The sequence below is a fragment of the Amycolatopsis sp. NPDC050768 genome, from assembly GCF_040654155.1.
GTDB lineage: Bacteria > Actinomycetota > Actinomycetes > Mycobacteriales > Pseudonocardiaceae > Amycolatopsis.
This window is the reverse complement of sequence record NZ_JBFAHL010000002.1, coordinates 107012-129960: the sequence shown is the minus strand read 5'-3', so window position 1 is coordinate 129960 and position 22949 is coordinate 107012. Positions and strand designations below refer to the sequence as shown.

Below are 22949 nucleotides of genomic sequence, written 5' to 3'. Positions count from 1 at the left end.
CCCCGCCACCCCGGGCCGCGGACACCCACCGTCCGCGGCCCCGGGGCGGCGCCGTCCACTTCGGACCGAATCCGCGGGGGACTGATCCGAGGCACCGGACTGTGGGCCGCGGAATCAGATGTATTTCCGAGACGCCTCAGCGGCCCCGGTGTCTTTCGACGCCGGGGCCGCTGGATGTCAGACGGAGATCGCGACGGTCATTCCACGATCTTGGACACGTGGTAGTGGCTGATCAACCAGTCGCCTTCGGCCTGCTGGAGCAGAATCACGGTCAGGTGAAACCGAAGCTCCGTGCCATCTGGGCGGGTGAACACCGGATCGACGTAGGCGGAAAGCACGTCCTGGGCGAGGGGCCGGATTTCCCTGATCTCATAACGAACCGTCAATCCGACGGGCTGTTCCGCGTAGTACTCCTCGACACCTTTCCGGCCGAGGGAATAGCCAGGGTGCGCACCCTGGAACAGGGCGTCTTCGGTGAAGCTGCTCGCGACTCGATCGGGCCGGTGCGAGTCGACGCCGTCCTTCCAGGCGTCGAGAACCCGGGTGATGACCGCTTGGTAGTCCATCTTGACCTCGGCAGATTCGCTCAAGTAGTAGACCGGTTGTCCACCTTCAGGAATACCCCGACGGCGGCTTCATCGCCAGGAGGTAAAACCACTCACCACCTAGGCGCAGGCTCCCACGGCGAATTCGTGGCCCGCGGAACGGTTTCCTGGCTCGGGAAGTCTTGGCGGCGTAGGCTTTTCTCATGGGACGGACCAGTGATGCCAGGGAGAAGATCCTGGCTTCCGCTCAGGCGCTGCTCGAATCGCGCGGCTACGCGGGAATGGGAGTCGCCGACGTGTGCAAGGCCGCGGGTGTGGTGAAAGGCAGTTTCTACTACTTCTTCGAGTCCAAAGAGGCCCTCGCGCTCGCCGTTGTCGAGCAGCAGTGGACCGGGCAGCTCGCGGTCTGGTCGGAGATCCTGGTGACCAAGGACGGTCCGCTCGACCGGCTGCACCGCCTCTTCGAAGCGACGGGGAACACCCTGCAGGCCGGCCAGCGCAGCTGCGGCACAGTCTCGGGTTGTCTCTTCGGCAATCTCACGTTGGAGCTGAGCAACCAGACCGAAGCGATTCGCCTGCGGCTGCAGGAGATCTTCGAGGCGCAGGTGGATCTGGTCCACAAGGTCGTCGCCGAGGCGCAACAACACGGTGACGCGCACGTCGCAGACACCCGGGAGGCCGCGCGGTCGATCGTCGCGCAGCTGGAGGGGCAGATCATGTTCGTCAAGCTCTACAACGACCTCCGGCGCCTGGACGCGATGTGGGCCAACTGCCTGGCACTCCTCGGCGCACGGGGGGAGCTGGCTGCTTGACGGGAAGCCGGTGAAACGTGGTGTGCCGACGGCTTCTTGGCGGTGGTCAGTACTTCTTCGTCAGCGGCCCCTGAGCCGCGGATTCACCAGACCTGCCACCGCGAAGCTGATCAGCGCCGCCCTCGCGACCGCCACGATGATCTCCAACACGGGGCCCGCGTGTCGTCCGTGGCGAGCGTGAGGATGCTGGAGCCGAGCAGAAGGACCCCGGACCGGTTGAGGGGGCACCTCGGCACGCTGCGCCGTCGCCTCGAGTCGCGGCTCGCGGGCGCGGATGGAGACTGAACTCTTCGCGCTGTCAGTGTGGTTCTCCGACGCGGACCTGTGACCAGTCGAGCTCATCCAGGTTCACCACGATCGCCTCCTGGGTCGTCCGGGCGATCACCACGACGGCTTCGTTCTCGGGATCCGGGTTCTCCTCCCGATGCGGCACAAACGGCGGCACGAAGACGTAGTCACCCGGCCCGGTCTCGATGGGCCGTTCCACGGGCTCGTCCCCGTCGACATCCAGGAACACGAACGTCGGATTTCCCGACACGATGTAAATGGCGGTCTCCGACGCGCCGTGGTGATGGTTGGCCGACGCGGTGGACGCGGGAACGTGCGTCTGGCCCATCCACAGCGACTGCGCGCCCACCGTCTTGCCGCTGATGGCTTCGAGGCGTTTCATGCCCGGGGTTTGTGTGGTCCGGCCGAGGAGGCCGCTGGGGGCGACGTGCCTCAGCGCGCGGTGGAACGGGTCGATCTCGGCGGGCACGAGGGCGCCGCTGGGGGTGCGGACGAACTTGCCGTCGCCGGAGCCGGCGGGGACGTGCAGGACGGACATTCAGGCTCCTCGGGCGAGGGGGTGGTTGGTGGTGAGCAGGCGGCGCAGGGAGCCGACGGCGTGGCCGGACACAGCGGAGTCGAGGCCGTGGCGGCGCCAGCAGGCGAGGGGGAGCGGTTCGGGCGGGGGGAGGTCGTCGCATTCGACGAGGCCCTCGGGGGTGGTGCCGAGGGTCGCGAGGAGGGCGACGCCCTGGCCGGCCGCGGCGGCCGCGTGGACGCCGGCGAGCTGGTTGGCTTCGGCGCCGATAGAAGCGGGGATCCCGTACGCGGACAGGGTTTCCAGCGCGCGAGTCCGCAGTGCACAAGGGTTGTCGAACGCGACGAGCGGCACGGGGCCGTCAGGGCGGGTCCAGCCGGGTGCGCAGTACCAGGTCAGGTCGAGCTCGCCGACGGGTTCGGCGCGCGGGTCGTCGGTGGCGCCCAGCAGGAGGGCGAGGTCGATGCGCCCGGTGCCGAGCGCGTCGCGCAGGGCGGTGCCGCGGTCGAGGCGGTAGCGCACGCGGTGGCCGGGCAGCGCGGTGCCGAGCACGGCCGTCAGGCGGGGCAGGAGCTGGGCGGCGGCGTGTTCCGTCGACCCGATCACCACGGTCTCGTCGTCCGCGACGTCGAACGCGCGCAGCGCTTCGTCGTGCACGGCGAGGATCCGGCGGGCGTGGCCGAGCAGCAGGTCGCCGTCGGCGGTGAAGCGTGACCGGCGGCCGCTGCGTTCGACGAGCTGCCGGCCGGTGGCGGCTTCGAGCCGGCGCACGTGCTGGCTCACCGCGGCCTGGCTGAGGTGGAGGTGCGTGGCCGCGCGCTGGAACCCGCCGCGGTCGGCGACCGCGACGAAGCTGCGCAGCGGCACGATGTCCAGAACCTGCTCCATGAGTCGGAACCTACCTCGCGAACCATCGCGAATCGTGATGAATCCGCATCGTGAAACGTCGTTGGACAGCGCGCGGCACAACGGGTCATGCTCGCTGTCATGAACCGGTCCGCCGACGCGCCGAGCGTGCTGCTCACCTGCTGTCGCTGGCTGGACAACGCCCGCTGCGGCACCGCGATCTGTCCTCGCTGAGGCGAGCACTCGCGCTTTCCCCGGCGCCCCTGAGGTGCGTCCCTTTCCCCTGCCCAGAACCGGCAAGTCCACTGTGGACGCCGGAATACGCGTTGTCCCCCGAGCACAGGAAGATTCCCCATGTCGCCACGCACCACGCGCCGCCTGCGCGGCACCGCACTCACCCTCGCCCTCGCGGCCGTCCTCGGTGGTGGGCTCACCGCGTGCGGCGCCGGCGCCGCGGCCTCCGCCGGAGGCACGCTGCGCTGGGCCTCCTCGTACTTCCCGACGCACTGGGACCCGGTGGTCGGCGGCAGCGGCGCCCAGTTCCGCGAGCTGGCGCTGGTCTACGCGTCGCTCACCCGCACCGATGAGAAGGGCAACGCGGTGCCCGACCTCGCGAAGAGCTGGGAGTACAACGCGGCCGGCGACCAGGTCACCTTCCACCTGCGCCAGGGCCTGAAGTTCTCCGACGGCACCCCGCTCGACGCCGCTGCCGTGAAGGCCGCGATCAAACGGGCCAAGAACCAGAAGAACTCCGCTTTGTTCGGCGATCTCACGTCCATCGAGTCCGTCACCGCCGACGGCCTCGACGTCGTCATCCACCTCTCGCAGGTCGACTACCAGATCCCGCAGCTGCTCGGCGAACGCGTGCTGCAGGTCGCGAGCCCGAAGGCCGCGCAGGACCCGAAGAAGCTCGACCAGAACCCGGTCGGCGCCGGGCCGTTCACCGTCACGCAGGTCATCCCCGGCACGAAAGCCGTGCTGAAGAAGAACCCGGACTACTGGGACGCCGCCAACATCCACATCGACAACGTCGAACTGACCTCGGCGCCCGACGCGTCGACGGTCGTTTCCGGGCTGCAGACCGGGGTCTACAACTTCGCCGACATCGACCCCAGCCAGGCGGACGCCGCGAAAAAGGCCGGTCTCGACGTGTTCGTGCAGCCCGGGTTCAACGCCGCCAACATCAGCCTCAACGTGAACAAGGCGCCGTTCGACAACCCGCAAGTGGTCGACGCCGTGCGCTACGCGGTCAACCGCAAGGAGTTCGTCGACAAGCTCACCTTCGGCTACGGCGAGGCGACCGACCAGCCCTTCCCCGAGGGCTACGTCGCCTACGATCCGCAGTCGAAGGACCAGTACCCCTACGACCCGGCCAAGTCGCGGCAGCTGCTCGCCGCGGCCGGGTACAAACCGGGTGACATCAAGCTCGACCTCGTCGTGCCGGACTCCCAGCCCGACGCCGAGATCGTGCAGTCGCAGCTCGCCGCGGTGGGCATCACCACGAACATCAAGATCGACAAGAACTGGGCCACACCGTTCTTCGCCAAGAACCTCACGCTTTCGCTCTACAGCACCACCGGGCGCGATTCCGCGGTGCAGACGCTGACTGCCCACTTCGGACCCCACGGCCCGCTCAACCTCTCCAGCCCCTACGAGCCCGTGGGCTTCGAGGACGCCGTGGCGAAGGTCCGGCGCACGCCGTTGGACGCAGCGGACTACGCCCAGGTCCTGCAGGCGGCCACCCGCGCCGGGCTGGCGAGCCGGGCGCTGGTGTTCACCTACTCCTCGCCGAACCTGATCGCGAAGAGCAAGACGATCTCCGCTCTGCCGAAGAACCCGGCGCACCTCGACTGGACGGGGGTGACCATCAGTGGCCGCTGAGACCCGGCTGCTCCTCCCGGCCGCGCTGCGCCGCCTGCCGGGCACGCTGGCCCGCTCGGTCGCGATCTTCGTCCCGGTGTTCTTCGTGGCCACCTTCGTGACGTTCGCGCTGCGGGCGCTGAGCGGACTGTCCCCGGCCCGCATCCAGCTGGGCGAGGACGCGACCCCGCAGGCGATCGCCAACATCGAGAGCCAGTGGGGCCTCGACCGGCCGTTCCTGGTGCAGTACTGGCATTGGTTCACCGCGGTCCTGCACGGCGACCTCGGCACGAGCTGGGTCAACGGCGCCGACATCTCGACGCTGATCGGCCTCGGCCTCGGCGTGAGCCTGTCGGTGGCGGTGTTCGCGCTGGTGGTCGGCGTGGTGGCCGGGTTCGCGCTCGGCACGCTGGCCGCGTTGCGCCGGGGCACCTGGGCCGACCGCGCGGTGACGGGGTTCGTCACGACGGTGTCCGTGCTGCCGGCGTTCGTGGTCGGCATCGTGCTGGTGGCGGTGTTCGCGGTCGGGCTGGGGCTGTTCCCGTCGGCCGGGTACGCGCCCGTCACCGACGGTGTCGGCCCGTGGCTCGTGCACATCACCCTGCCCGCGCTCGCGCTCAGCTTCGACGTCATGGCCGACGTCGCGCGCCAGCTGCGCACCGGCCTCGTCAGCGCGTACGAGGAGAACTACGTCATCGGCGCGGTCGTGCGCGGCCTCTCGCCCCGGCGGGTCTTCTTCGGGCACGTGCTGCGCAACGGGATCGGGCCGGCGCTGGCCACGCTCGGGCTCAAGTTCCCCGCGCTCGTCGGCGCGTCGGTGGTCACCGAGTGGATCTTCGGGCTGCAGGGCTTCGGCCGCTTCGCCAACGACTCGGCCCAGAGCGGAGACGTGCCCGCGGTGCAGGGCGTGCTCGTGGTGTCGATCGCACTGGTCGTGACCTTCAACCTGCTGGTCAACGTCGTCCTCGGGCGCGTGACGCCGGCCTCGCAGCGGGGGGTGTGACGTGCTGGGACGGATCCTCGCGCTCCGCACGGGGCGCATCGCGGTGACGATCCTCGTCGTGGTCGCGCTGCTCGCGATCCTCGGCCCGCTGCTCGCGCCGCAGGACCCGCTGGCCGCGAGCGGCACCACGCTGGCCGGCCCGTCCGCGGGCCACTGGCTGGGCACCGACAACCTCGGGCGCGACGTGTTCAGCCGGCTGCTGGCCGGCTCGCGGGTCAGCGTGCTCGCCTCGCTGGAGGTCGCCTCGGTGGCGCTGGTGGCGGGCACCGTGCCCGGCATCTTGTCGGTCTACCTCGGGCGCGCCTTCGAATGGGCCACGCTGCGTTTGGCCGACACGCTCGTCGCGCTGCCGTTCCTGTTGTTCGCGGTCGCGGTGACCGCGTTGCTGGGCAACGGGATCACGCAGGCGATGGTGGTGACGGGCGCGCTGGTGTCGCCCTTGTTCTACCGGGTGTCGCGGGCCGCGACGCTCGCCGTGGCGCGGTCGCAGTACGTCGAGGCGGCGCTGATCTCCGGTGCTTCGCTCGGCTGGATCGTGCGCCGGCACGTGTGGGTCAAGGTGCTGCCGCCGATCGCGGTGGCGCTGGCCCAGACGGTCGGGGTCGGGTTCGTCATCGTCTCCAGCTTGACGTTCCTCGGCATCGGCGTGCAGCCGCCCGCGCCGACCTGGGGCGGCCTGCTGGCGTCGGACCTCGGGTACCTCAGCTACCAACCGTGGGCGCCGGTCGCGCCCGCGCTCCTGATCACGGCCACGGTGTGGGCCGCCAACCTGCTCGCCGACGCGATTCGCGACGTGTCGGGCGCGGCGGCGCGCACCCGGGCCACCACCCGCCGAGTCGCAGCCGGAGGTACGGCATGACCGCCCTCACCGAAAGCGCCGCGCCCGCCGCGAGCGGGGTCGCCGGGCCCGTGCTCGCCGTGCGCGACGTGCGCATCCGCCACGAAGCCACTGGGCACGAAACCGACGGGCACGAAACCGGCGGGCGCGAGGTCGTGAAGGGGGTGAGCCTGGAGCTCACACCGGGCAGGACCGTCGGCCTCGTCGGCGAGTCGGGCAGCGGCAAGACGCTCACGTGCCGGGCCGTGCTGGGCATCCTCCCGCCGGGGTTCACCGTGGCCGGCGGCAGCATCCACGTCGCGGGCCACGACCTGGCCGAACTGTCGACGCCCGAGCTCACCGCGCTGCGGGGCTCGACGATCAGCGCGGTGTTCCAGGACCCCGCGTCGTACCTGAACCCGTCGATCCCGGTGGGCGCGCAGGTCGCCGAGGTGCTGCGGGTGAAGCTCGGCCACCGGCGGCGCGCGGCGCGGCGGCGGGCGATCGAGCTGCTGGCGGCGGTGCACTTGCGCGACCCGGAGCTCGTGTACACGCAGTACCCGTACGAGCTGTCCGGCGGGATGTTGCAGCGAGTGCTGATCGCGGCCGCGATCGCCGCCGAGCCGCAGGTGCTCATCGCCGACGAGGCGACCACCGCGCTCGACGTGACGGTGCAGGCGGAGATCCTCGACCTGCTGGCCGACCTGCGGGAAAGCTCGGGGCTCGCCCTACTCGTCGTCTCCCACGACCTCGCGGTGGTCGCGCAGCTGTGCGACGAGGTGCTGGTCATGCGCGACGGCGAGATCGTCGAGCAGGGCCCGACCCGCCGCGTACTGCACCACCCGCGGCACGAGTACACGAAGCTGCTCATCGGCGAGCACGAGCAGTACGGGCTCGACCGGTTCCTGGCCGGCAGCGAGGTCCGGGGATGACCGACGTCCTCGAGGTCACGGACCTGGAAGTCCGCTACGGACACCGACGGCGGCGCCGGCGCGCACTGGCCGGTGCTTCGCTGACGATCGCTCCCGGCGAGATCGTCGGGGTCATCGGCGAGACCGGGTCGGGCAAGTCGACGCTGGCCCGCACGGTGCTGGGGCTGGTGCGCCCGTCGGCGGGACGGATCGTGCTCGACGGCACGGACGTCACCGGCTACGGCGCCCGGCAGTGGCGGGCGCTGCGCCGGCGCGGCGTGGTGCAGTACGTGTTCCAGGACCCGTTGCGCAGCCTCGATCCCGAACTGTCCACAGCGGACTCGCTGATCGAACCGCTGCTGGTGCGCGGCGTGCCCCGGGCCGAGGCGCTGGCGCGGGCCCGCACCTACCTCGAGCGGGTCCGGCTCGACGAGGAACTGCTCACGCGGCTGCCCGGCGAGCTGTCCGGCGGGCAGCGCCAGCGCGTCGCGGTGGCCCGGGCCCTGATCACCGAACCGAAGCTCGTGTTCCTCGACGAGCCGGTGAGCGCGCTGGACGCCGCGAACCGCGTGCAGATCCTGGAGATCCTCAAGGAACTGCGGGCCGCGGGCGTCGCGCTCGTGTTCATCTCCCACGACCTCGGCTCGGTCGCCGGGGTCGCCGACCGCGTCGCGGTGCTCTACCGCGGCGAGCTCGTGGAGCTCGGCACGACCCGCGAGGTCGTCGCCGCCCCGCGCCACCCGTACACGCGCCTGCTCGTGAGCTCGGCGCCGACGCTGCACACCGCGTCGGCCGGCCGTGCGGAGCGCAAGGCGTTGCGCGCACTGCTGCACACCTGATCACCACGGAAGGACGTTTCCCATGCCCCGCAAGATCCACCTCGCCCTGCACCCCTACGGCGTCGGCGGCCCCGGCCAGCACGGCCTGTGGAAAGACCCCAGCGTCGCGAAGAACGCGTCGATCGACATCGGCTACTACATCCGCCAGGCCCAGGCGGCCGAGCACGCGCTGTTCGACGCGCTGTTCATCGTGGACAGCCAGTTCATCAACGCCGGCTACCCGGCGCACTACCTCAACCGGCTCGAACCGCTGACCCTGCTCTCGGCCGTGGCCACGCACACGCGGCACGTCGGGCTCGTCGGCACGGCCAGCTCCACCTACAACTCGCCGTTCAACCTCGCGCGCCGCTTCGGGTCGCTCGACCACATCAGCGGCGGGCGCGCGGGGTGGAACGTCGTCACCAGCTTCGACACCGGCACCAGCCGCAACTACGGGCTCGAAGAGCACCTCGACTACACCACCCGCTACGGCCGCGCGCTGGAGTCGGTGCGCGTGGCGCAAGGGCTGTGGGACTCCTACGAAGACGACGCCTTCCCGGCCGACGTCGAGCGTGACGTGTTCCTCGACCCGGCCAAGCTGCACGCGCTCGAGCACGTCGGCGAGCACTTCCGCGTGGCCGGGCCGCTGAACCTGTCGCGGTCGCCGCAGGGGCAGCCGGTGATCTTCCAGGCCGGTGTGTCGGAGGAGGGTCGCGACCTCGCCGCCCAAGTGGCCGAGGGCATCTACGCGCCGGGCGGCCCGATCGAGCAGGCGCGGGAGTACTACACCGACATCAAGCGGCGCACCGCCGCCGCGGGCCGCGACCCCGACCACATCAAGATCTTCATCCACGGCGGCCCGGTCGTGCGCGGCACCGACGAGCTGGCGCGGCAGCGCGCGGCGCGGATTTCCGAGGAGGACAACGACTTCGGCGCCAGCCTTGCACTGCTCGGGCGTGCGTTCGGCGCCCACGACTTCAGCGGCTACGACCTCGACGCGCCGTTCCCCGACGTCGCGCACCTCGCCGAGCGCGGCGGGCGCACGGGTGCCGCGAAGATCATCGAGCGGGCGCGAACGCAGCAGCTCTCGCTGCGCGAGGTCGTGGAAACCTTCAGCGAGCGTCGGGAATCGCCGTTCGTGGGCGCGCCGGAAACCGTCGCGGACACGATCGAGCGGTGGTTCGCGGCCGGTACGTTCGACGGCATCAACCTCGCGTTCCGCAACGACGAGGACCTGACCTACTTCGTCGAAGGCGTGGTGCCACTGCTGCAGAAGCGCGGGCTCTTCCGCACCGAGTACGAAGCGGAGACTTTGCGCGGCAACCTCGGCCTGCCGATCCCCGAGAACCGCCACACCGCCGAGCGTTCGGCGCCGGTCGCCGCGGGCGTGCGATGAGGCTCGGTTTCCTCACCCATGTGCAGGGCCGCGGCACCGACCTGGCCGAGGTCTACCGCAACGCCCAGGAGCTGTTCGTCGTCGCCGACGAGCTGGGCTTCGACGTCGGCTGGGTGGCGCAGCACCACGTGCCCCCGGCCGGCGGTGGGCTGTCGTCGCCGTGGACGTTCCTCGCCCACGCCGCCGCGCTCACCACCCGCATCCGGCTCGGCACGGCGATCACCGTGCTGCCGCTGGAAGATCCGGTGCGGTTGGCCGAAGACATCTCCGTCGTCGACACGCTGTCCGGCGGCCGGGTCGAGGTCGGCGTGGGCAGCGGGGCGAGTGAGACGGAGTACGCCGCGTTCGGCCGCGACGTCACCCGCAAACGCGAGCTGACCACCGAGGGCCTGGCCGTGCTGAGGGCCGCGCTCGCCGGCGAAGAGGTCGGCACGCCGGGGTTCACGGTCCAGCCACCGGCGTCCGGTTTCGGGGATCGCTTGTGGCAGGGGGTGTTCAGCGCGCCCGGGGCCGAACACGCGGCCCGGGAACGCTCCAACCTCCTGCTCAACCGGGCGGCGTACGGCTACGACCAACCGACGGACGAGGTGCAGCGGCCGTGGGCGGACGCGTACCTGGCGGCCTGGCGCGAGCCGCGCACCCCGCGCATGGGGTTGTCGCGCCTGGGGTTCCCCGCGTCCGACCGGCGAACCGCGCTGGCGCAGATCGGCGACGACGTGCACCGCGCGGCCCTGCGGTTCGGCTCGCGCGGGGTTTTCCCGGCAGGCGTGGGAATCGAGGAGTCGTTGCGACGGTTCCACGCGTTCTACGGCCATCCCGACGAGATCGTCGCGGCGTTCGAGCGGGAGCGGGTGCTGCCCGTGGCGACCGATCTGATCACGCAGTTCAACCCCGCGATCCCGGACCACGACACCGCGATCCGGGCGCTCGAGACCATCGCCACCGAGATCGCGCCCGCACTCGGCTGGCAGCGCCAACTGGAAGGAGCCGGCCGGTGAGCCTGTATCGAGAATTCCCCGCCCCGGCGGAGCTGCGCACGAGGGGCACGGTGCTCGTCGTGCCCGGCCGAGGCGAAACGCGCGCCGCGTACACGCGCTTCGGCACTCGGCTGGCCGCCGACGCCTACCGCGTCCGGGTCGTCGACGCTGTGGACCTGGACCTGGCCCGCTTCGCCGACCAACTCACCGCTGCGACGGCCGACCTCACCGACCGTCCGCTGGTGCTGGCCGGCGCCGACTCCGGCGCCGTGGCCCTGGCGGCGCTGGCCGGATCGGGCGCGGGCACGGAACCGTGGTGGCCCGACGCGCTCGTGCTCGCCGGGCTGCCCGGCCCGGCGGGGGTGACCGGTGCCTGGGACGACGAACTCGACGTCCGCACGAGCTGCCCGGCCCACCGCGGGGTGCTCTCGGCCCAGTCGATCGACGAGCGCGGCGCCTTGGCCACCCCCGTGCCCGAGGCGCTGCTGCGCGCCGCCTACCGGTCGGCCCCTCCGCTGCCGCAACTCGTGCTCATCGGCGACGAAGACCCGCTCGCCGACCGCGAAACCCTGGCCGGCATGGTGAAATCCGCCCCGCGCGCCCGCCTGTCCGTCGTCCGCGGCGCCCACCACGACGTGCTCAACGACCGGCAGCACCGCTCCGTCGCCGCCGAAGTCGTGAGCTTCCTCGAAACCCTCGGCAACGAACTGGTGCCCGTGATCTCGGTCGAGTCCAGTGCCTGGTGAACCCGCGCTCGACCCTGCCCTGCTGCGTGCCGCGTTCGGCGCCTTCCCGACCGGCGTGGTGGCGATCGCCGCGTCGATCGACGGCCGCCCGGTGGGACTCGCGGCGAGCTCGTTCACCTCGGTCTCGCTCGAGCCTCCGCTGGTCTCCTTCTCGGTCGCCACCGCGTCTCGGACGTGGCCCGCCCTGCGCCGCGCGCCCCACCTGGGTGTCTCCGTCCTCGCCGGCCACCACGGCACCGTCGCACGACAGCTCGCCGGCCCGGCCGACAGCCGCTTCACCGGCCTTCCGCTCACCACCACCGCCCACGGCGCCATCACCCTCGACGACGGCGTCGCCTGGTTCGACACCACCATCGAACGCGCCCTCGAGGCCGGCGACCACACCCTCGTCCTGCTGCGCCTGCACTCGGCGGCTCACGCCGGGGACGCCGCACCGCTGGTGTTCCACCGCAGTTGTTTCCGGCAAGCGGTGTGACCGACGGTCCCGAAGCCTCCTTGCGTAAGCGCCGGGGCTCACTGGTCGAGATACGTCCGGATCACCGAAAACCGCAGGTAGTCGTCATTGACGTGCACCACCGTGACCGCCACTGGGAGCTCGTCGGCCCGGATGTGGGTGTGGCGCAGGCGAAGGACGGGGCGGGTGCGGGGGAGGCCGAGGGCCGTGGCGATCGCGGTGGGCGGGAGGACGGGGCGGATCTCGGCGACGGAGTAGCAGACGGGCGTGCCGGTGTCGGTTTCGACGAACTCGAAGGTGGAGCGGCGCGGGTCGCTGTCTTCGGGATGTTCGCCGAGCAAGGTGGCGGGGACGTGGTCGACGCTGTGGACCGCGGGTTTGCCGTCGGCGTCGAAGACGCGTTCGATGCGCAGCGCGCGCTCGCCGGCGGGGAGTTCCAGGGAGGTGGCGAGCTCGTCGTCGAGGGCGATGAGGCGCTGGTCGAGCGTGCGGACGGCGGGGCGGTAGCCGGCCTGGGTGAGCAGGTCGACGAAGGGGCTGGCCTCGGCGAGGTTGGCGGCGATGCCGATCGTGTGGCGGTTGATGAAGGTGCCGCTGCCGTGCAGGCGACGGATGCGGCCTTCCTTCTGCAGCGACTGCAGCACCGAGCGCAGCGTCGCGCGGCTGACCCCGAGCGCGGTGCTGAGCTCTTCCTCCGACGGCAGGCGGTAGCGCCCCTCGGCGGCGTAGCGCGTGATGGCCTCACGCATCCGCTCCTTGGCCTGCCGGTAGGAGTCCGCGGCGACCGTCTGGATGGAGACGGGTGTCAGCTCCGGCTCACGCATGACCATCGGTTGTCCTCCCCGGGGCGGCCTCACGGCCCGTCGTACGGCAACGCTGCCGACACGCACAGTCGATCGGCACCCTCCGAGCGTAATGACCTCGCGCCGGGTCCTGAACCCACCCTGGGCCAGGCAGACGGGTGATCACGAGCTGTCACGAGTCGCGCCACCGAGGTTCCCACGCCTCCAGCTGCTCCAGCGTCTCCTGCTCGCTCCAGTCGGTCAGCCCGGCGAAGCGCGCCCAGTTCCCGCCCACCATGTTCGCCACGTCCAGGCGCGAGATCGGCGCGCCGGGGTCGGCGACGTCGTTGACGAGGGTGAGCTTCGGCAGCAGGACGGCCGGTTTGCCGCCGCCGGGGTAGTCGGTGCCCCAGCAGATCCGCGACAGCGGGCAGCCCAGCTGCTGCGCGCGCAGGAGGAAGTCGTAGAGCTGGCGCTGCGTGGACTTCGTGGCGAACATGCTGATGTCGAGGTAGGTGTTGTCGTGGCGGGCCACCATGGCGAGGCACTCGTCGACCCAAGGGAACCCGGCGTGGCACACCAGCAGCGGCAGGTCGGGGAAGTGCCGGGCGACCTCGTCGAGCGCGCCGGGCCGGCCGTAGTCGAGCACGGTGTCCTTGGCCGAGGATGTTCCCATGTGGACCATCACGCCGATGCCGAGCTCGGCCGCGCGTTCGTAGATCGGGAAGGCGAGGTCGCGGTCGGCGGGGGCGTAGTGGTCGTACATGGGGTAGAGCTTCAGCCCTTGCAGGCCCAGCTCGCCGACGGCGCGGGTCAGCTCGTCGCGGGCCCACTCGACGCCGCGGAACTTCGGGTTCACGGCGCTCATGCCGATGAGCTCGGGGTGGCGCCGGGTGAGCGAGGCGATGTAGTCGTTGCTCTTGGCCACTTCCAGCGGACCGTCCACATCGGTCACGCGGCCGAGGTCGATGGTCCCGCGTTCGCCGTAGGTGGTGTACGTCGAGGGCGCGACGGCCAGCACGGTCGCGCGGTCCACGCCTGCGCTCACGTGGTCGTCGACGAGCGTGCCCGGGTCGATCGGGTCCAGGTCGCCTTCCAGGCCGACCCAGTCCTCGTCGGTGGCCGCCCGGTAGGCGGGCAGCCGGCCCGCCCGCCGGTGCCCGGGCGCCCGCATCTCGCGCACGAACCGGTCGTGGCCGGGTGGCAGTGCGGTCGCAAGCACGTGGTTGTGGCAGTCGATGATCACTCGTCGAACTCCTCGGCCAGGCTTCGCCAGATCGCCCGCTGCAGGCGCTGGAACTCGGGTTCGAACCGGACTTCCTGGAAGTGCCGCGGCCGGTCCAGGGAGATGCGGAACTCCTCCTTGATCGTGCCGGGACCGCGGCTCATCACGAGCACGCGGTCGGCCATCGCCACGGCCTCCTCGACGTCGTGGGTCACGAAGACCACGCTCTTGCCGAGGTTCTCCCAGATGGAGAGGAACTCGCCGCCGAGGCGGATCCGCATCTGCGCGTCCAGCGGCCCGAACGGTTCGTCCATGAGGTAGACGTCCGGGTCGTACGCCAGCGCGCGGGCGATTCCGACGCGCTTGCGCATGCCGCCGGAGAGCTGGTTGGGGTAGCTCTGCTCGAACGACGTGAGCCCGACCAGCTCGACCAGCCGGCGCACCTCGGCCCGTTGCTCTTCGGCGGGGACTCCCTTCAACGCCAACGGGAAGCGGATGTTGTCCGCGACGGTGCGCCACGGGAACAGCGCGTCGGACTGGAAAACCAGGCCCACGCCCTCCGGTACGCCTTCGGGCACCGGTGCGCCGTCGAGCCGGATCTCGCCCGTGGTGGTGGGCAGCAGGCCCGCGATCAGCTTGAGCAGCGTGGACTTCCCGCAGCCGCTGGGCCCGACGAGCGCCACGAACTCACCGGGGGCGAGGTCGAGGGTCACGTCGTCGAGCGCGACGAACCGGCCCTTCGGGGTGCGGTAGCTGAGCCCGACCTCGCGCAGGCTGAGCTTCGGGGTCGACGTGGCGGGCCCGGCCGAGGGCGCCAGGGCCTCGGGTTTCGCGGTCATCGTGGTCCTCCCGGCTACTTCGCGGGCAGCAGGCTGTAGTCGAAGATGTCCTGAGTGGACGGAACCGGGTTGGTGAGGAACCCGGTACGCACCAACAGATCCGTCGAGGACTTGACGACCGCGTCCTCGGCCTTGAGACCGTCGGGCACGCTCTTGATGGCCTCGGTGACGATCGTCTTGAGGTCGGCGTCGCTGATCTTGTAGCCCTGCTTCTTCATCCAGGTCGTCGCCTGGTCCGGGTTGGCCTTGGCCTGCGCGGACGCCTCGTCCATCGCGGCGAGGAAGGTCTTCATGAGGTCCTGGTGCCCGGAAACCCAGTCCTGGTCGGCCATCGCCACGATGTCGACGTAGTGGTAGTCCGGCTCCTGCCACAGGACCTTGAACTTCCCGGTCCGCAGCAGCTGCAGCGTGTCGGGCTGGCTCGTCATCCCGGCCACGACCTGGCCGCCGTTGAGCTCGGCCTGCATCGTCGCGCCGGCCCCGCCGCTGACGACGGTCAGGTCCTTCTTCGGGTTCAGCCCGGCGTCCAGCGCCGCCTTCTGCATTTCCGTGTCCGACAGCGTGCCCGGCGCGGTCACGGCCACCTTCTTGCCGGCGAGGTCCTTGACCGAGGCGATGTCGTTGCGGGCGACCATGAGGTAGGAGAAGCGGTCGTTGGCCACGGCGTAGGCGCGCATCTTCACGCCCTTTTTCTGCGCCAGCACGACGTGCCCGATGTCGCCCATGAACACGTCGGCGCTGCCGCCGATGAGCGCGTTGGTGGCCGTGGAGCCGCTGGTGACGCACATGGGCTCGATGGTGATGCCCTTCTGCGCCGCGATCCCGCTGTTCTGCGCGAGCTCGGCGGCGATGGGCGCCAGGCCGCTGCAGAACAGCTCGACCCTGATCGTCTTGGAGTCGCCGCCGCTGCCGGCCGACGAGCTGCCGCACGCGGTGGCGGTCGCGGCCAGTGCGAGCGCGGCCACGGTGGCCGTGATGCGGGAGAGGGTGGTCATCGGTGGTGTCCTCATCTGTGACGTGGTCGGAGGGGACCTCAGCGGGTGGCGCGGTGACGCAGGACCCGTCGCTCGACGAGCGCGACGAGCTGTTCGGCGAGCATGGCGATCACGGTGATGATCACCAGGCCCGCGAAGACTCCGGTGGTGTCGAGCACGTTGGCGGCGTAACCCATGTAGTAGCCCAGCCCCTGGCTCGCGCCGACGAGCTCGGCGATCACCGCGCCGATCAGCGCCAGCGCGATCGACAGCCGCAGGCTGGTCAGGATCCAGGGCGCGATCGAGGGGAGGATGGCCCACCGCAGCCGGGCCGTCCACGGCGCGCGGAAGCTGCGCGTCATCTCGAGCAGGTCGGGCTCGATGCCGCGCATGCCCTGGTAGGTGTTGTAGAAGGCGACGAACACGACCATGGTCACGACCATGAAGATCTTGGACTCCAGGCCGATCCCGAACCACACGATGAACAGCGGCGCGAGCGCCACGCGCGGCAGGCTGTAGAGCGCCATGATGTACGGGTAGAACCAGCGTCCGACGGTTTTCGACGGCGCGATCAGCACGCCCAGCGCCACGCCGATCACCATGCCGATCGCCAGCCCGGCAAAGGTCTCCGCCAGCGTGGTCCCCAGGTCCGGCCACAGGGTGCCCCCGCTGACCAGCTCGACGATGCGCTGCACGATCAGCCACGGGCTGCTCACCGTGAACGCCCCGAACACCTCTCCGGCCAGCTGCCACAGCACGATGATCAGCACGCCGACGCCCCACTGCCCGCCGCGGACCACCCACCGGTGCCGCCGGTCCGCCCGCCGGTCGCGGTCGTCCTGGGAGTCCACCGGTCCGTCACGCTCGGTTCGTCCGGCCGGGCCGTCGACACGGTTCGCCACCATCCGCTGCCTCCTCAGACGTCAGACGTCTGACGGACCATAGGAGCCGGTCCGGGCGGGCACAAGGGTTCTCAGGGGATGGGACCAGGGCTTGCTTTTGTTCGGTTGTGTGCTGGCCAGGGCGGTTGTCTGATGTGGACATTCAGGGTCGCGGCCGGAAGCCGTCCTGGCCGGGTGCGTAACCCGAGGTCCTATCCCTTTGCCGGCGAGTGGCACTCACCGCGAGAGGGGACTTCACCGCATGAGTCGAAATTCAGACAACGGGTTCCGGGACCGGCTTCCCGGAGCGCCGTCAAGGTGGCGCTGGCCGTCGCGGAGGTGCCGGGCGACGAGGTAGTCGGCCGCGTTGAACGTGGGGGGTGTGACGGAGTCAGTCGGCATCGCGCCAGCCTTGGGTGAGGTGGACGTGGTCGAGTCGCTTGCCTAGGCAGATTCTATTCATCCTCCGTCAATCGTCAAAGTTCTGTAGAACGTTATGCCGGGAGGGGTGTGGTTCGACGCCGGCAGACGCCGAACGTCGACAAAGCGGCAAAGCTGGGTGTGGCTTGTGAAGTCCGCTGGTTGCCGGACTGCGCGCGGTGCCGTCGAGGAGGTCACGGGCGAGGTGGGCCGGCTGGGCTCGCACCCCCGTCCTTCGGGGCCTCGAACCAGGGGCTTGTGTCCTTCGGTGTCCCGCCGGGCGTCGAACCCGGGGCTCCTCGGCGTCGGCGGGGTGCTCTTCCTCTGAGCTGCACGCCCGCGCCGGGTGGATTGTGGGAGTGGAAGACGTGGGTGTCGAACCCACCGCGGCGATCTTGCAAGGATCGTCTGCGCTCCGGCGCGTCTCCCGTCGGGTCGTGCCCCGGCCCACAGGGGACCTCGGGCAAGACGAGCTCCCCTGCCAGGACTCGAACCTGGTACCTCCCGAGTAACAGTCGGGTGCGCAGCCTGTTGCGCCTCAGGGGAAAGAGTGGGCCGCCAGGGAGTCGAACCCTGAACCCGCCGAGTAAAAGTCGGCTGCTCTGCGCGGTTGAGCTAGCGGCCCTCGCGCCGCGGGTCGCACGGGCCCGTGGCGCGAAGTGGATCGCCGGGGAGTCGAACCCCGAACCCGCCGAGTAAGAGTCGGCTGCTCTGCCGTTGAGCCAGCGATCCGGAAAGGGGAGGGAAACCCGCGAGGTTCATCCCCATGCGCGGCAACGGGTGCCGCGCGAGTCGAGGTGCCAGGAGTCGAACCTGGTCCGGCGCTGCACAGACCGCCGTGCTCCACCTCGTGGTGCAGCGGGGAGGGCGGGCCCTCCGCCGTCACGAGCCTCTTCCGGGACTCGAACCCGGTCCTTCCGTTTACGAGACGGGTGCTCTGCCTGGTGAGCTGAAGAGGCGAACTACTGCTGCGAGCGGCCGGAGGGCATCGAACCCTCTGCTTCGGTTTGGAAGACCGACGTGTCCGCCGAGTTCACCACGACCGCGCGACGCCGCGAGCCTGCGGCGTGAAAAGTGTTGCTCCGCTGTGTAATTGTCAAAGAGTGCAAATTTCAAAGAACACGTCACCGGAAAGGCGGCGCGAAGCACCGGTGGAAGGAGTCGAACCTTCGGCGAACGGTTTTGGAGACCGCCGCGCTCTCTCCGGAAGCTCACCGGTAAATTGACCGCGCGAAACAGAGAAAGCCGCCCGGATCGGTTTCCCGATGGGCGGCTCCCTCGACCTGACGAAGTGCCGTGTCAGGGTGGGGAGCCGACCGTAATGCCGGTGACGGTCCAGGTGAAGGGTTTCCGGCCGGACGAGCGCACGGCGACGATCGCGGCGGCCGGATTCCGGCGCTGCGTCCCTCGCTTTCGCGTGTTCGTCATGACCTTGCCCCCTCGTTCGCTGGTGTGCACCCATCTTCTCCGGCGGGCCCGCGGACGTCAACCTTGTTTTCCCGCGCCGGCTGCCGCGGATATGCCTGGCGCGTATGCCGCGAGCGCGAACGGGTATTGGACAGGAAACCGTGCCGGGATGGTCGGCGGGCCGAACAAGCGCACCGATTTCCACGTGGACCCCTACGAGGAATGGTTCTGCCAGATCAAGGGCGACATCCACCTCGAGATCATGACCGAGAACGGCCGGGAGCGGGTCGACATCCCGGAAGGGCAGATGTTCCTGCTGCCGCGCAACGTGCGGCACTCGCCGCAGCGACCGCCGGGCACCCTGGGTCTCGTCGTCGAGCACGCGCGCCCGGAAGGCCGGCGGGAGAAGGGCGAGTGGTACTGCCGCGACTGCGACAACCTGATCCACGAGCTAGAGTTCACGGTCACGCAGCTGGACCAGGACTTCGAGGCCGGCCTCAAGGCCTTCGCCTTCCCTTGTGCTCGCCGGGTTCGGTGATCCGGCCGACGATCAGGTCGAGGTGCCCGGCGACGAGCTCCTCGACCAGCGTCCCCGGCGTCGCCTCGCGCACGGACACGGCCAGCTGCGGGTGCGCGGTTTTGAGCCCGGGCGATCGCACGGGGGAGCAGCACGTTCGAGCCGGCGAGATGGGTGCCGACGGTGACCGTCCCGCGCTGCGCCTCGGCCAGCTCCGACAGGTGGCGCCGGGCGCTGACCACCTGTCCCAGGATGGAGCGGGCGTGTTCGGTGAACGACAGTCCGTAGACCGTGGGCGTGACCCCGCGCGGTCCTCGCTCGTACGGCTCGACGCCGACGATGGTCTCCAGCTCCCGCAGCGCCCGGGTGACCGACGGCTGAGCGACGTGCGGCCGCGCCGCCGCGGCCATCACGCTGCCCTCCGCCGTCAGCACGTCGACGAGGACGAGGTGCCGCATCTTCAACCGGCCGTCGAACATCTGTCGACTGTCCATAGTGGAATGATGCGCCGGCCCTCGGCCCGGAGACGTCAGCCGACCGGCCAGGCCGGCGCCCGGCGCCCGCCCAGCTTGTCGATCGCGGGACCGGCGGCCTCGTCGACCGCCCGCGCCACCTCGGCTACGTCGACGGTCGTGAGCACCCGGTCGCGCATGACGACGACACCGTCGATCACCACGGTCGTCGCGTCGGCGCCGCTGCCCGCGTAGACGAGGTCGGCGACCGGGTTGCCGAACCGGAACGGCCGGTAAGCCAGGCCGGCCAAGGAAAACAGGGCGAGGTCGGCGGTCTTGCCGGCCTCGACCGACCCCAGCCGGTCCGCCGCGCGCAGGGCCTTCGCCGCGTTCACCGTCGCCATCTCGAACACCGACGTGACCGGCATGAGCGAGTGGTCGCGGTGCGCGTCCTTGTGGCACACCGCCGCCAGGTACATCACCCGCACCAGGTCGAGGAAACGGCTGATCGCGGCGGCGTCGGTGCCGAGCACCAGCTCGGTCCCCGCCGCCGCCAGGTCGGGGATCACGCCGTGGGCGACCCAGCCCTGCCCGCCGAGCAAACTGGTCGACGGGCAGTGGGCGACGAACGCCGGCGACGCCCCGAGCCGCTTCACGTCGTCCTCCGGCAGCCACCCGACGTGCGCGAGCACCGGCGCCAGCTCCAGCACGCCGAACCGCTCGTAGCGTTCGAGCTGGGGGTTCCGCTCGGGCTGCGAAGTGCCCGGCGCCGGCGGCATCCCGATGAAATGGCCGGACACGCCCGTGTCGCGGTCACCGGCGTGTTTGACGACGCCCCGGATCAGCTCGTCGCTGACCGACGTCGGGTCGTCGAGCCCGTACCAGACCTGGATGCGGCCGCCGGCCGAACCGTGGAAGCGGTCGTAGACCTCGTCCGCGTGGTCGAGTACCGAGTGGACGGTCTCCGGGTCCCGGCCGAGCATGCCGGGCAGGTCGCTCGTGCGGGGCACGATCACGCCGCGAATGCCGATCTCCTCGGCCGCCTTCACGGCTTCCGCCGACTGTGGGCTGCCTGCGTCGATGAAGGTAGTGGTCCCGTGGCGGATGAGCTCGGCGTACGTTGCCAGCGAGCTGGCGTAAGCCTCTTGCGGGGTCAGCATTTTCTCGTGCGGAGCCATGACACCCGCCAGCCTTCGCGCGGGCGGCAGCTCGTCGATGAAGCCGCCGCCGACGAGGAACCCGCTCGCCGGGTGCTGGTGGGCGTCGACGAGCCCGGGGGTCAGCAGGCTGTCGGCCTCGTCGATCAGCGTGTCCGGGCGGTAGCGCGCGAGGATGATCTCCCGCTTGCCGACCGCGACGATCCGGGTGCCGCGGATCGCGACCGCGCCGTCGAGCAGGATCTGCCGCCGCGCGTCCATCGTGGCGATCGCGCCGGCGGCGATCACGAGGTCGACGGGCTGCTGCTCGGTCTCCGCCCCGGTCATCGCGCCACCGCCAGAGAACGTGCCGTTTCGTTCGCTTGCACTGAGCTGTCCTCCCCGTCGGGTCTTTCGGGTGAGGATCGTCGGTTCGCGCCGCCGCGGCCATAACCCCTGGGTGTTATCCGAAGTCGAGCCGGGAGATCTCCGCGGAGATCCGCTGCGCCTCGGCGACGAGATGGCCGATCAGGAGCTGGGCACTCTTCGACGGTGTGCGACCGGCCAGCGTGGTGATGCCGATGGCACGAGGCACGGTCTCCAGCCGGACCGGCAGGTAGCCGAGGGCGTCGTCGGCGGCGCCGATGAGCAGGGGCAGGGGTGTGATCGCGTCGGTGTGCAGCAGGATCGAGCGCATGGTCAGGATCGTCGAGCACTCGATGACGTTGCGGGGCAAGGGAACTTCGTGGCGCGCGAACAGCTCGTCGAGCTCGTCGCGCAGCGCGGTGGGCCGGCCCGGCAGGATCCAGGGGAACTCTTGCAACTCGGCCAGGGAACGCAGTCCGCATCGGATGGCCGGGTGGTCGCGGCGCGCGACGAGGCCCACGGGTTCCTCGTACAGCGGCGCGTGGTGAAACCGGCTCGCGACGGCCGGCGGGCGGCCGACCAGGAGGTCGACCTCGCCGTGGGCGAGCCGGACGTCGAGATCGGCTCCCAGGCCCTCGATCACGGTCGCCGTCAGGGTCGGGTGCTCGGCCTTGAGCCGGACGAGTGCCGAGGGGAGCAGCACGTAGGCGCCGGCGAGGTTGGTGCCGACGCGCACGGGTTCCGCCCCGTCCCGCAGCAGCCCGTCGATGCGGTGCTGCGCGGAGGTCATCGTGCTCACCACGGCCCGCGCGTGGTCGAGCAGGATGTCCCCGGACGCGGTCGGGCGCACCCCGCGCGGGCCACGCACGAACAGCTCCACACCGACGATCGACTCCGTCTCGCGCAGCGCCCGGGTGACCGCCGGCTGCGTCACGTGCAGATCTTTGGCGGCGCCCAGCAGGGAGCCGTTTTCCGCGATCGCGATCACCAGCACGAGGTGCCGGATCTTGAGGCGGCCGTCGAGGAAACGTTGCCGGTCCACTGGCCTCACCCTTTCCGTGGCGAGGTATAGCAGACCCGTTCCGGTATAACCAGACAGGCATAACCAGGCCGGGATAGGCATTGGTGCGCCGGTGCCCGCGCGCACACGATGCATTCATGTCTTCTTCGCCTGAGACCACCGGATCCGTCTCCGTGCTGGTCGGCGCTCTCGCCCGCGGTGACGTGTCGATCATCGAGCTCACGGCGCCGCTCTCGTCCGACACCCCCGTGCTCGACCTTCCGCCGGACATGGCGCCGATTCCCCGGTTCCGCTTGGAGGAGCTGGCGAAATACGACGAACGCGGCCGCACGTCGTACCAGAACGGCATCCACACCGGCGAGCACGTCGGCACCCACTTCGACGCGCCGCGGCATTGGGTCACCGGCGCCGAGCTGGAGGATGTCGCGTCCGTGCCGCCGGCCCGCCTGGTCGGGCCGGCCGTCGTGATCGACAAGACGCGCGAGGCCGCCGCCGACCCGGACTACGTGCTGCGCCGCGACGACGTCGAGGAATGGCAGCGCGAACACGGCCCGCTGCCGCAGGGCTGGCTGCTGTTCCGCACCGGCTGGGCTGCGCGCTCGCACGACCAGGAGACCTTTCTCAACGCCGACGACGACGGGCCGCACACCCCCGGCGTCGATCCCGACTGCGCGCGCTGGCTGGCGCAAGAGACGTCGATCCTCGGGTTCGGCGTCGAGACGGTCGGTACCGACGCCGGGCAGGCGTTCCGCTTCGATCCCGAGTTCCCCGTCCACTCGTACCTTCTCGGCGCCGGCAAGTACGGCATCACCCAGCTGCAGAACCTGCACCTGCTGCCCCCGACCGGCGCTCTGCTGATCGTGGCGCCGCTGCGGATCGTCGGCGGCTCCGGGAGCCCGACCCGCGTGCTGGCTCTCGTCGAGAACGGAGCGAAGTGAC

24 protein-coding genes, 6 tRNA genes and 1 pseudogene are annotated in these 22949 nt (G+C 70.5%); 12 read left to right on the top strand and 19 right to left on the bottom strand.

Translation table 11 applies throughout. The annotated features are described in order from the left end of the window. Positions 1–197: 197 nt before the first annotated feature. A complete protein-coding gene (locus AB0H62_RS07780; RefSeq protein WP_360584806.1) occupies positions 198–566 on the bottom strand; it encodes an SgcJ/EcaC family oxidoreductase in 369 nt (122 codons plus the stop codon). Between the two features lie 182 nt (positions 567–748). Between AB0H62_RS07780 and AB0H62_RS07775 the strand changes: the two genes are divergently transcribed. Next, positions 749–1357, top strand: a complete 609-nt coding sequence (locus tag AB0H62_RS07775) for a TetR/AcrR family transcriptional regulator (protein WP_360584804.1) — start codon at positions 749–751, stop codon at positions 1355–1357. A 298-nt stretch (positions 1358–1655) separates the two neighbouring features. Here the strand turns inward: AB0H62_RS07775 and AB0H62_RS07770 are convergent, their stop codons facing one another. Together AB0H62_RS07770 and AB0H62_RS07765 are read right to left on the bottom strand one after the other, a co-directional pair. Next, positions 1656–2183: a cupin domain-containing protein gene (locus AB0H62_RS07770; protein ID WP_220242625.1), complete on the bottom strand. Its 528-nt coding sequence runs from the start codon at positions 2181–2183 to the stop codon at positions 1656–1658. Beyond that, the gene (locus AB0H62_RS07765) at positions 2184–3050 is read right to left on the bottom strand and encodes a LysR substrate-binding domain-containing protein (protein ID WP_360584802.1); all 867 of its coding nucleotides are present in this window, start codon (positions 3048–3050) and stop codon (positions 2184–2186) included. A gap of 312 nt (positions 3051–3362) precedes the next feature. Between AB0H62_RS07765 and AB0H62_RS07760 the strand changes: the two genes are divergently transcribed. Genes AB0H62_RS07760 through AB0H62_RS07720 form a run of 9 tightly spaced genes read left to right on the top strand, consistent with a single transcriptional unit; the run spans position 3363 to position 12011 of the window. After that, complete coding sequence (locus AB0H62_RS07760) at positions 3363–4889, top strand: ABC transporter substrate-binding protein (protein ID WP_360584801.1); 1527 nt, start codon at positions 3363–3365, stop codon at positions 4887–4889. After that, positions 4879–5871 carry an ABC transporter permease gene (locus tag AB0H62_RS07755; protein ID WP_360584799.1) on the top strand — a complete coding sequence of 331 codons (993 nt, stop codon included), beginning with the start codon at positions 4879–4881 and terminating at the stop codon, positions 5869–5871. Before AB0H62_RS07760 ends, AB0H62_RS07755 begins: the two co-directional genes overlap by 11 nt. Before the next feature lies 1 nt (position 5872). After that, the gene (locus AB0H62_RS07750) at positions 5873–6730 is read left to right on the top strand and encodes an ABC transporter permease (RefSeq protein WP_360584797.1); all 858 of its coding nucleotides are present in this window, start codon (positions 5873–5875) and stop codon (positions 6728–6730) included. Beyond that, on the top strand, positions 6727–7620 hold the full coding sequence (locus tag AB0H62_RS07745) for an ABC transporter ATP-binding protein (protein ID WP_255638250.1): 894 nt from the start codon (positions 6727–6729) through the stop codon (positions 7618–7620). Before AB0H62_RS07750 ends, AB0H62_RS07745 begins: the two co-directional genes overlap by 4 nt. Then, positions 7617–8438, top strand: coding sequence for an ABC transporter ATP-binding protein (locus AB0H62_RS07740; protein WP_360584795.1), 822 nt, complete (start codon positions 7617–7619; stop codon positions 8436–8438). Before AB0H62_RS07745 ends, AB0H62_RS07740 begins: the two co-directional genes overlap by 4 nt. Before the next feature lie 22 nt (positions 8439–8460). Beyond that, positions 8461–9813, top strand: a complete 1353-nt coding sequence (locus tag AB0H62_RS07735; RefSeq protein WP_220242621.1) for an NtaA/DmoA family FMN-dependent monooxygenase — start codon at positions 8461–8463, stop codon at positions 9811–9813. Further along, positions 9810–10811: an LLM class flavin-dependent oxidoreductase gene (locus AB0H62_RS07730; protein ID WP_360584793.1), complete on the top strand. Its 1002-nt coding sequence runs from the start codon at positions 9810–9812 to the stop codon at positions 10809–10811. The genes AB0H62_RS07735 and AB0H62_RS07730 overlap by 4 nt, the downstream gene beginning before the upstream one ends. Beyond that, positions 10808–11536, top strand: a complete 729-nt coding sequence (locus AB0H62_RS07725; RefSeq protein ID WP_220242619.1) for an alpha/beta hydrolase — start codon at positions 10808–10810, stop codon at positions 11534–11536. The genes AB0H62_RS07730 and AB0H62_RS07725 overlap by 4 nt, the downstream gene beginning before the upstream one ends. Next, on the top strand, positions 11526–12011 hold the full coding sequence (locus tag AB0H62_RS07720; protein WP_220242618.1) for a flavin reductase family protein: 486 nt from the start codon (positions 11526–11528) through the stop codon (positions 12009–12011). The genes AB0H62_RS07725 and AB0H62_RS07720 overlap by 11 nt, the downstream gene beginning before the upstream one ends. Before the next feature lie 38 nt (positions 12012–12049). Here the strand turns inward: AB0H62_RS07720 and AB0H62_RS07715 are convergent, their stop codons facing one another. The 12 genes from AB0H62_RS07715 to AB0H62_RS07660 form a co-directional block, all read right to left on the bottom strand. Continuing rightward, the gene (locus AB0H62_RS07715) at positions 12050–12820 is read right to left on the bottom strand and encodes a GntR family transcriptional regulator (protein WP_220242617.1); all 771 of its coding nucleotides are present in this window, start codon (positions 12818–12820) and stop codon (positions 12050–12052) included. A 145-nt stretch (positions 12821–12965) separates the two neighbouring features. After that, positions 12966–14018 (bottom strand): amidohydrolase family protein, encoded by a 1053-nt coding sequence (locus AB0H62_RS07710; RefSeq protein WP_360584790.1) that lies wholly within the window; start codon positions 14016–14018, stop codon positions 12966–12968. After that, positions 14015–14836 carry an ABC transporter ATP-binding protein gene (locus AB0H62_RS07705; protein WP_220242615.1) on the bottom strand — a complete coding sequence of 274 codons (822 nt, stop codon included), beginning with the start codon at positions 14834–14836 and terminating at the stop codon, positions 14015–14017. Before AB0H62_RS07705 ends, AB0H62_RS07710 begins: the two co-directional genes overlap by 4 nt. Positions 14837–14850: 14 nt before the next feature. Beyond that, complete coding sequence (locus AB0H62_RS07700; RefSeq protein WP_360584788.1) at positions 14851–15831, bottom strand: ABC transporter substrate-binding protein; 981 nt, start codon at positions 15829–15831, stop codon at positions 14851–14853. A gap of 38 nt (positions 15832–15869) precedes the next feature. Next, positions 15870–16715: an ABC transporter permease gene (locus AB0H62_RS07695; RefSeq protein WP_220242613.1), complete on the bottom strand. Its 846-nt coding sequence runs from the start codon at positions 16713–16715 to the stop codon at positions 15870–15872. A gap of 869 nt (positions 16716–17584) precedes the next feature. Beyond that, positions 17585–17657 (bottom strand) — tRNA-Asn (locus tag AB0H62_RS07690). A gap of 5 nt (positions 17658–17662) precedes the next feature. Next, positions 17663–17736, bottom strand: a tRNA-Lys gene (locus AB0H62_RS07685). 35 nt (positions 17737–17771) lie between these two features. Further along, positions 17772–17843, bottom strand: a tRNA-Lys gene (locus tag AB0H62_RS07680). 155 nt (positions 17844–17998) lie between these two features. Further along, positions 17999–18070 (bottom strand) — tRNA-Thr (locus AB0H62_RS07675). A 14-nt stretch (positions 18071–18084) separates the two neighbouring features. Continuing rightward, a tRNA-Gly gene (locus AB0H62_RS07670) sits at positions 18085–18157 on the bottom strand. Positions 18158–18257: 100 nt separating this feature from the next. Next, positions 18258–18330: transfer RNA gene (locus AB0H62_RS07665), tRNA-Trp, on the bottom strand. A gap of 80 nt (positions 18331–18410) precedes the next feature. Further along, positions 18411–18539, bottom strand: coding sequence for a hypothetical protein (locus AB0H62_RS07660; protein ID WP_266118117.1), 129 nt, complete (start codon positions 18537–18539; stop codon positions 18411–18413). A gap of 148 nt (positions 18540–18687) precedes the next feature. Here AB0H62_RS07660 and AB0H62_RS07655 point away from each other — a divergent pair, with 148 nt between their 5' ends. Further along, complete coding sequence (locus tag AB0H62_RS07655; protein ID WP_266118116.1) at positions 18688–19056, top strand: hypothetical protein; 369 nt, start codon at positions 18688–18690, stop codon at positions 19054–19056. Here AB0H62_RS07655 and AB0H62_RS07650 read toward each other — a convergent pair. The 4 genes and pseudogenes from AB0H62_RS07650 to AB0H62_RS07635 form a co-directional block, all read right to left on the bottom strand. Then, positions 19016–19177, bottom strand: a complete 162-nt coding sequence (locus AB0H62_RS07650) for a hypothetical protein (protein WP_220242611.1) — start codon at positions 19175–19177, stop codon at positions 19016–19018. The genes AB0H62_RS07655 and AB0H62_RS07650 overlap by 41 nt on opposite strands. A 151-nt stretch (positions 19178–19328) precedes the next feature. Further along, positions 19329–19493 (bottom strand): annotated as a pseudogene (locus tag AB0H62_RS07645) (LysR family transcriptional regulator); the annotation flags it as partial. Positions 19494–19564: 71 nt separating this feature from the next. After that, complete coding sequence (locus AB0H62_RS07640; RefSeq protein ID WP_220242610.1) at positions 19565–20971, bottom strand: amidohydrolase family protein; 1407 nt, start codon at positions 20969–20971, stop codon at positions 19565–19567. Positions 20972–21086: 115 nt separating this feature from the next. Then, positions 21087–22031, bottom strand: coding sequence for a LysR substrate-binding domain-containing protein (locus tag AB0H62_RS07635; protein ID WP_220242609.1), 945 nt, complete (start codon positions 22029–22031; stop codon positions 21087–21089). A gap of 116 nt (positions 22032–22147) precedes the next feature. Here AB0H62_RS07635 and AB0H62_RS07630 point away from each other — a divergent pair, with 116 nt between their 5' ends. Further along, positions 22148–22948: a cyclase family protein gene (locus AB0H62_RS07630; RefSeq protein ID WP_360584785.1), complete on the top strand. Its 801-nt coding sequence runs from the start codon at positions 22148–22150 to the stop codon at positions 22946–22948. The last annotated feature ends 1 nt before the right edge of the window (position 22949 follow it).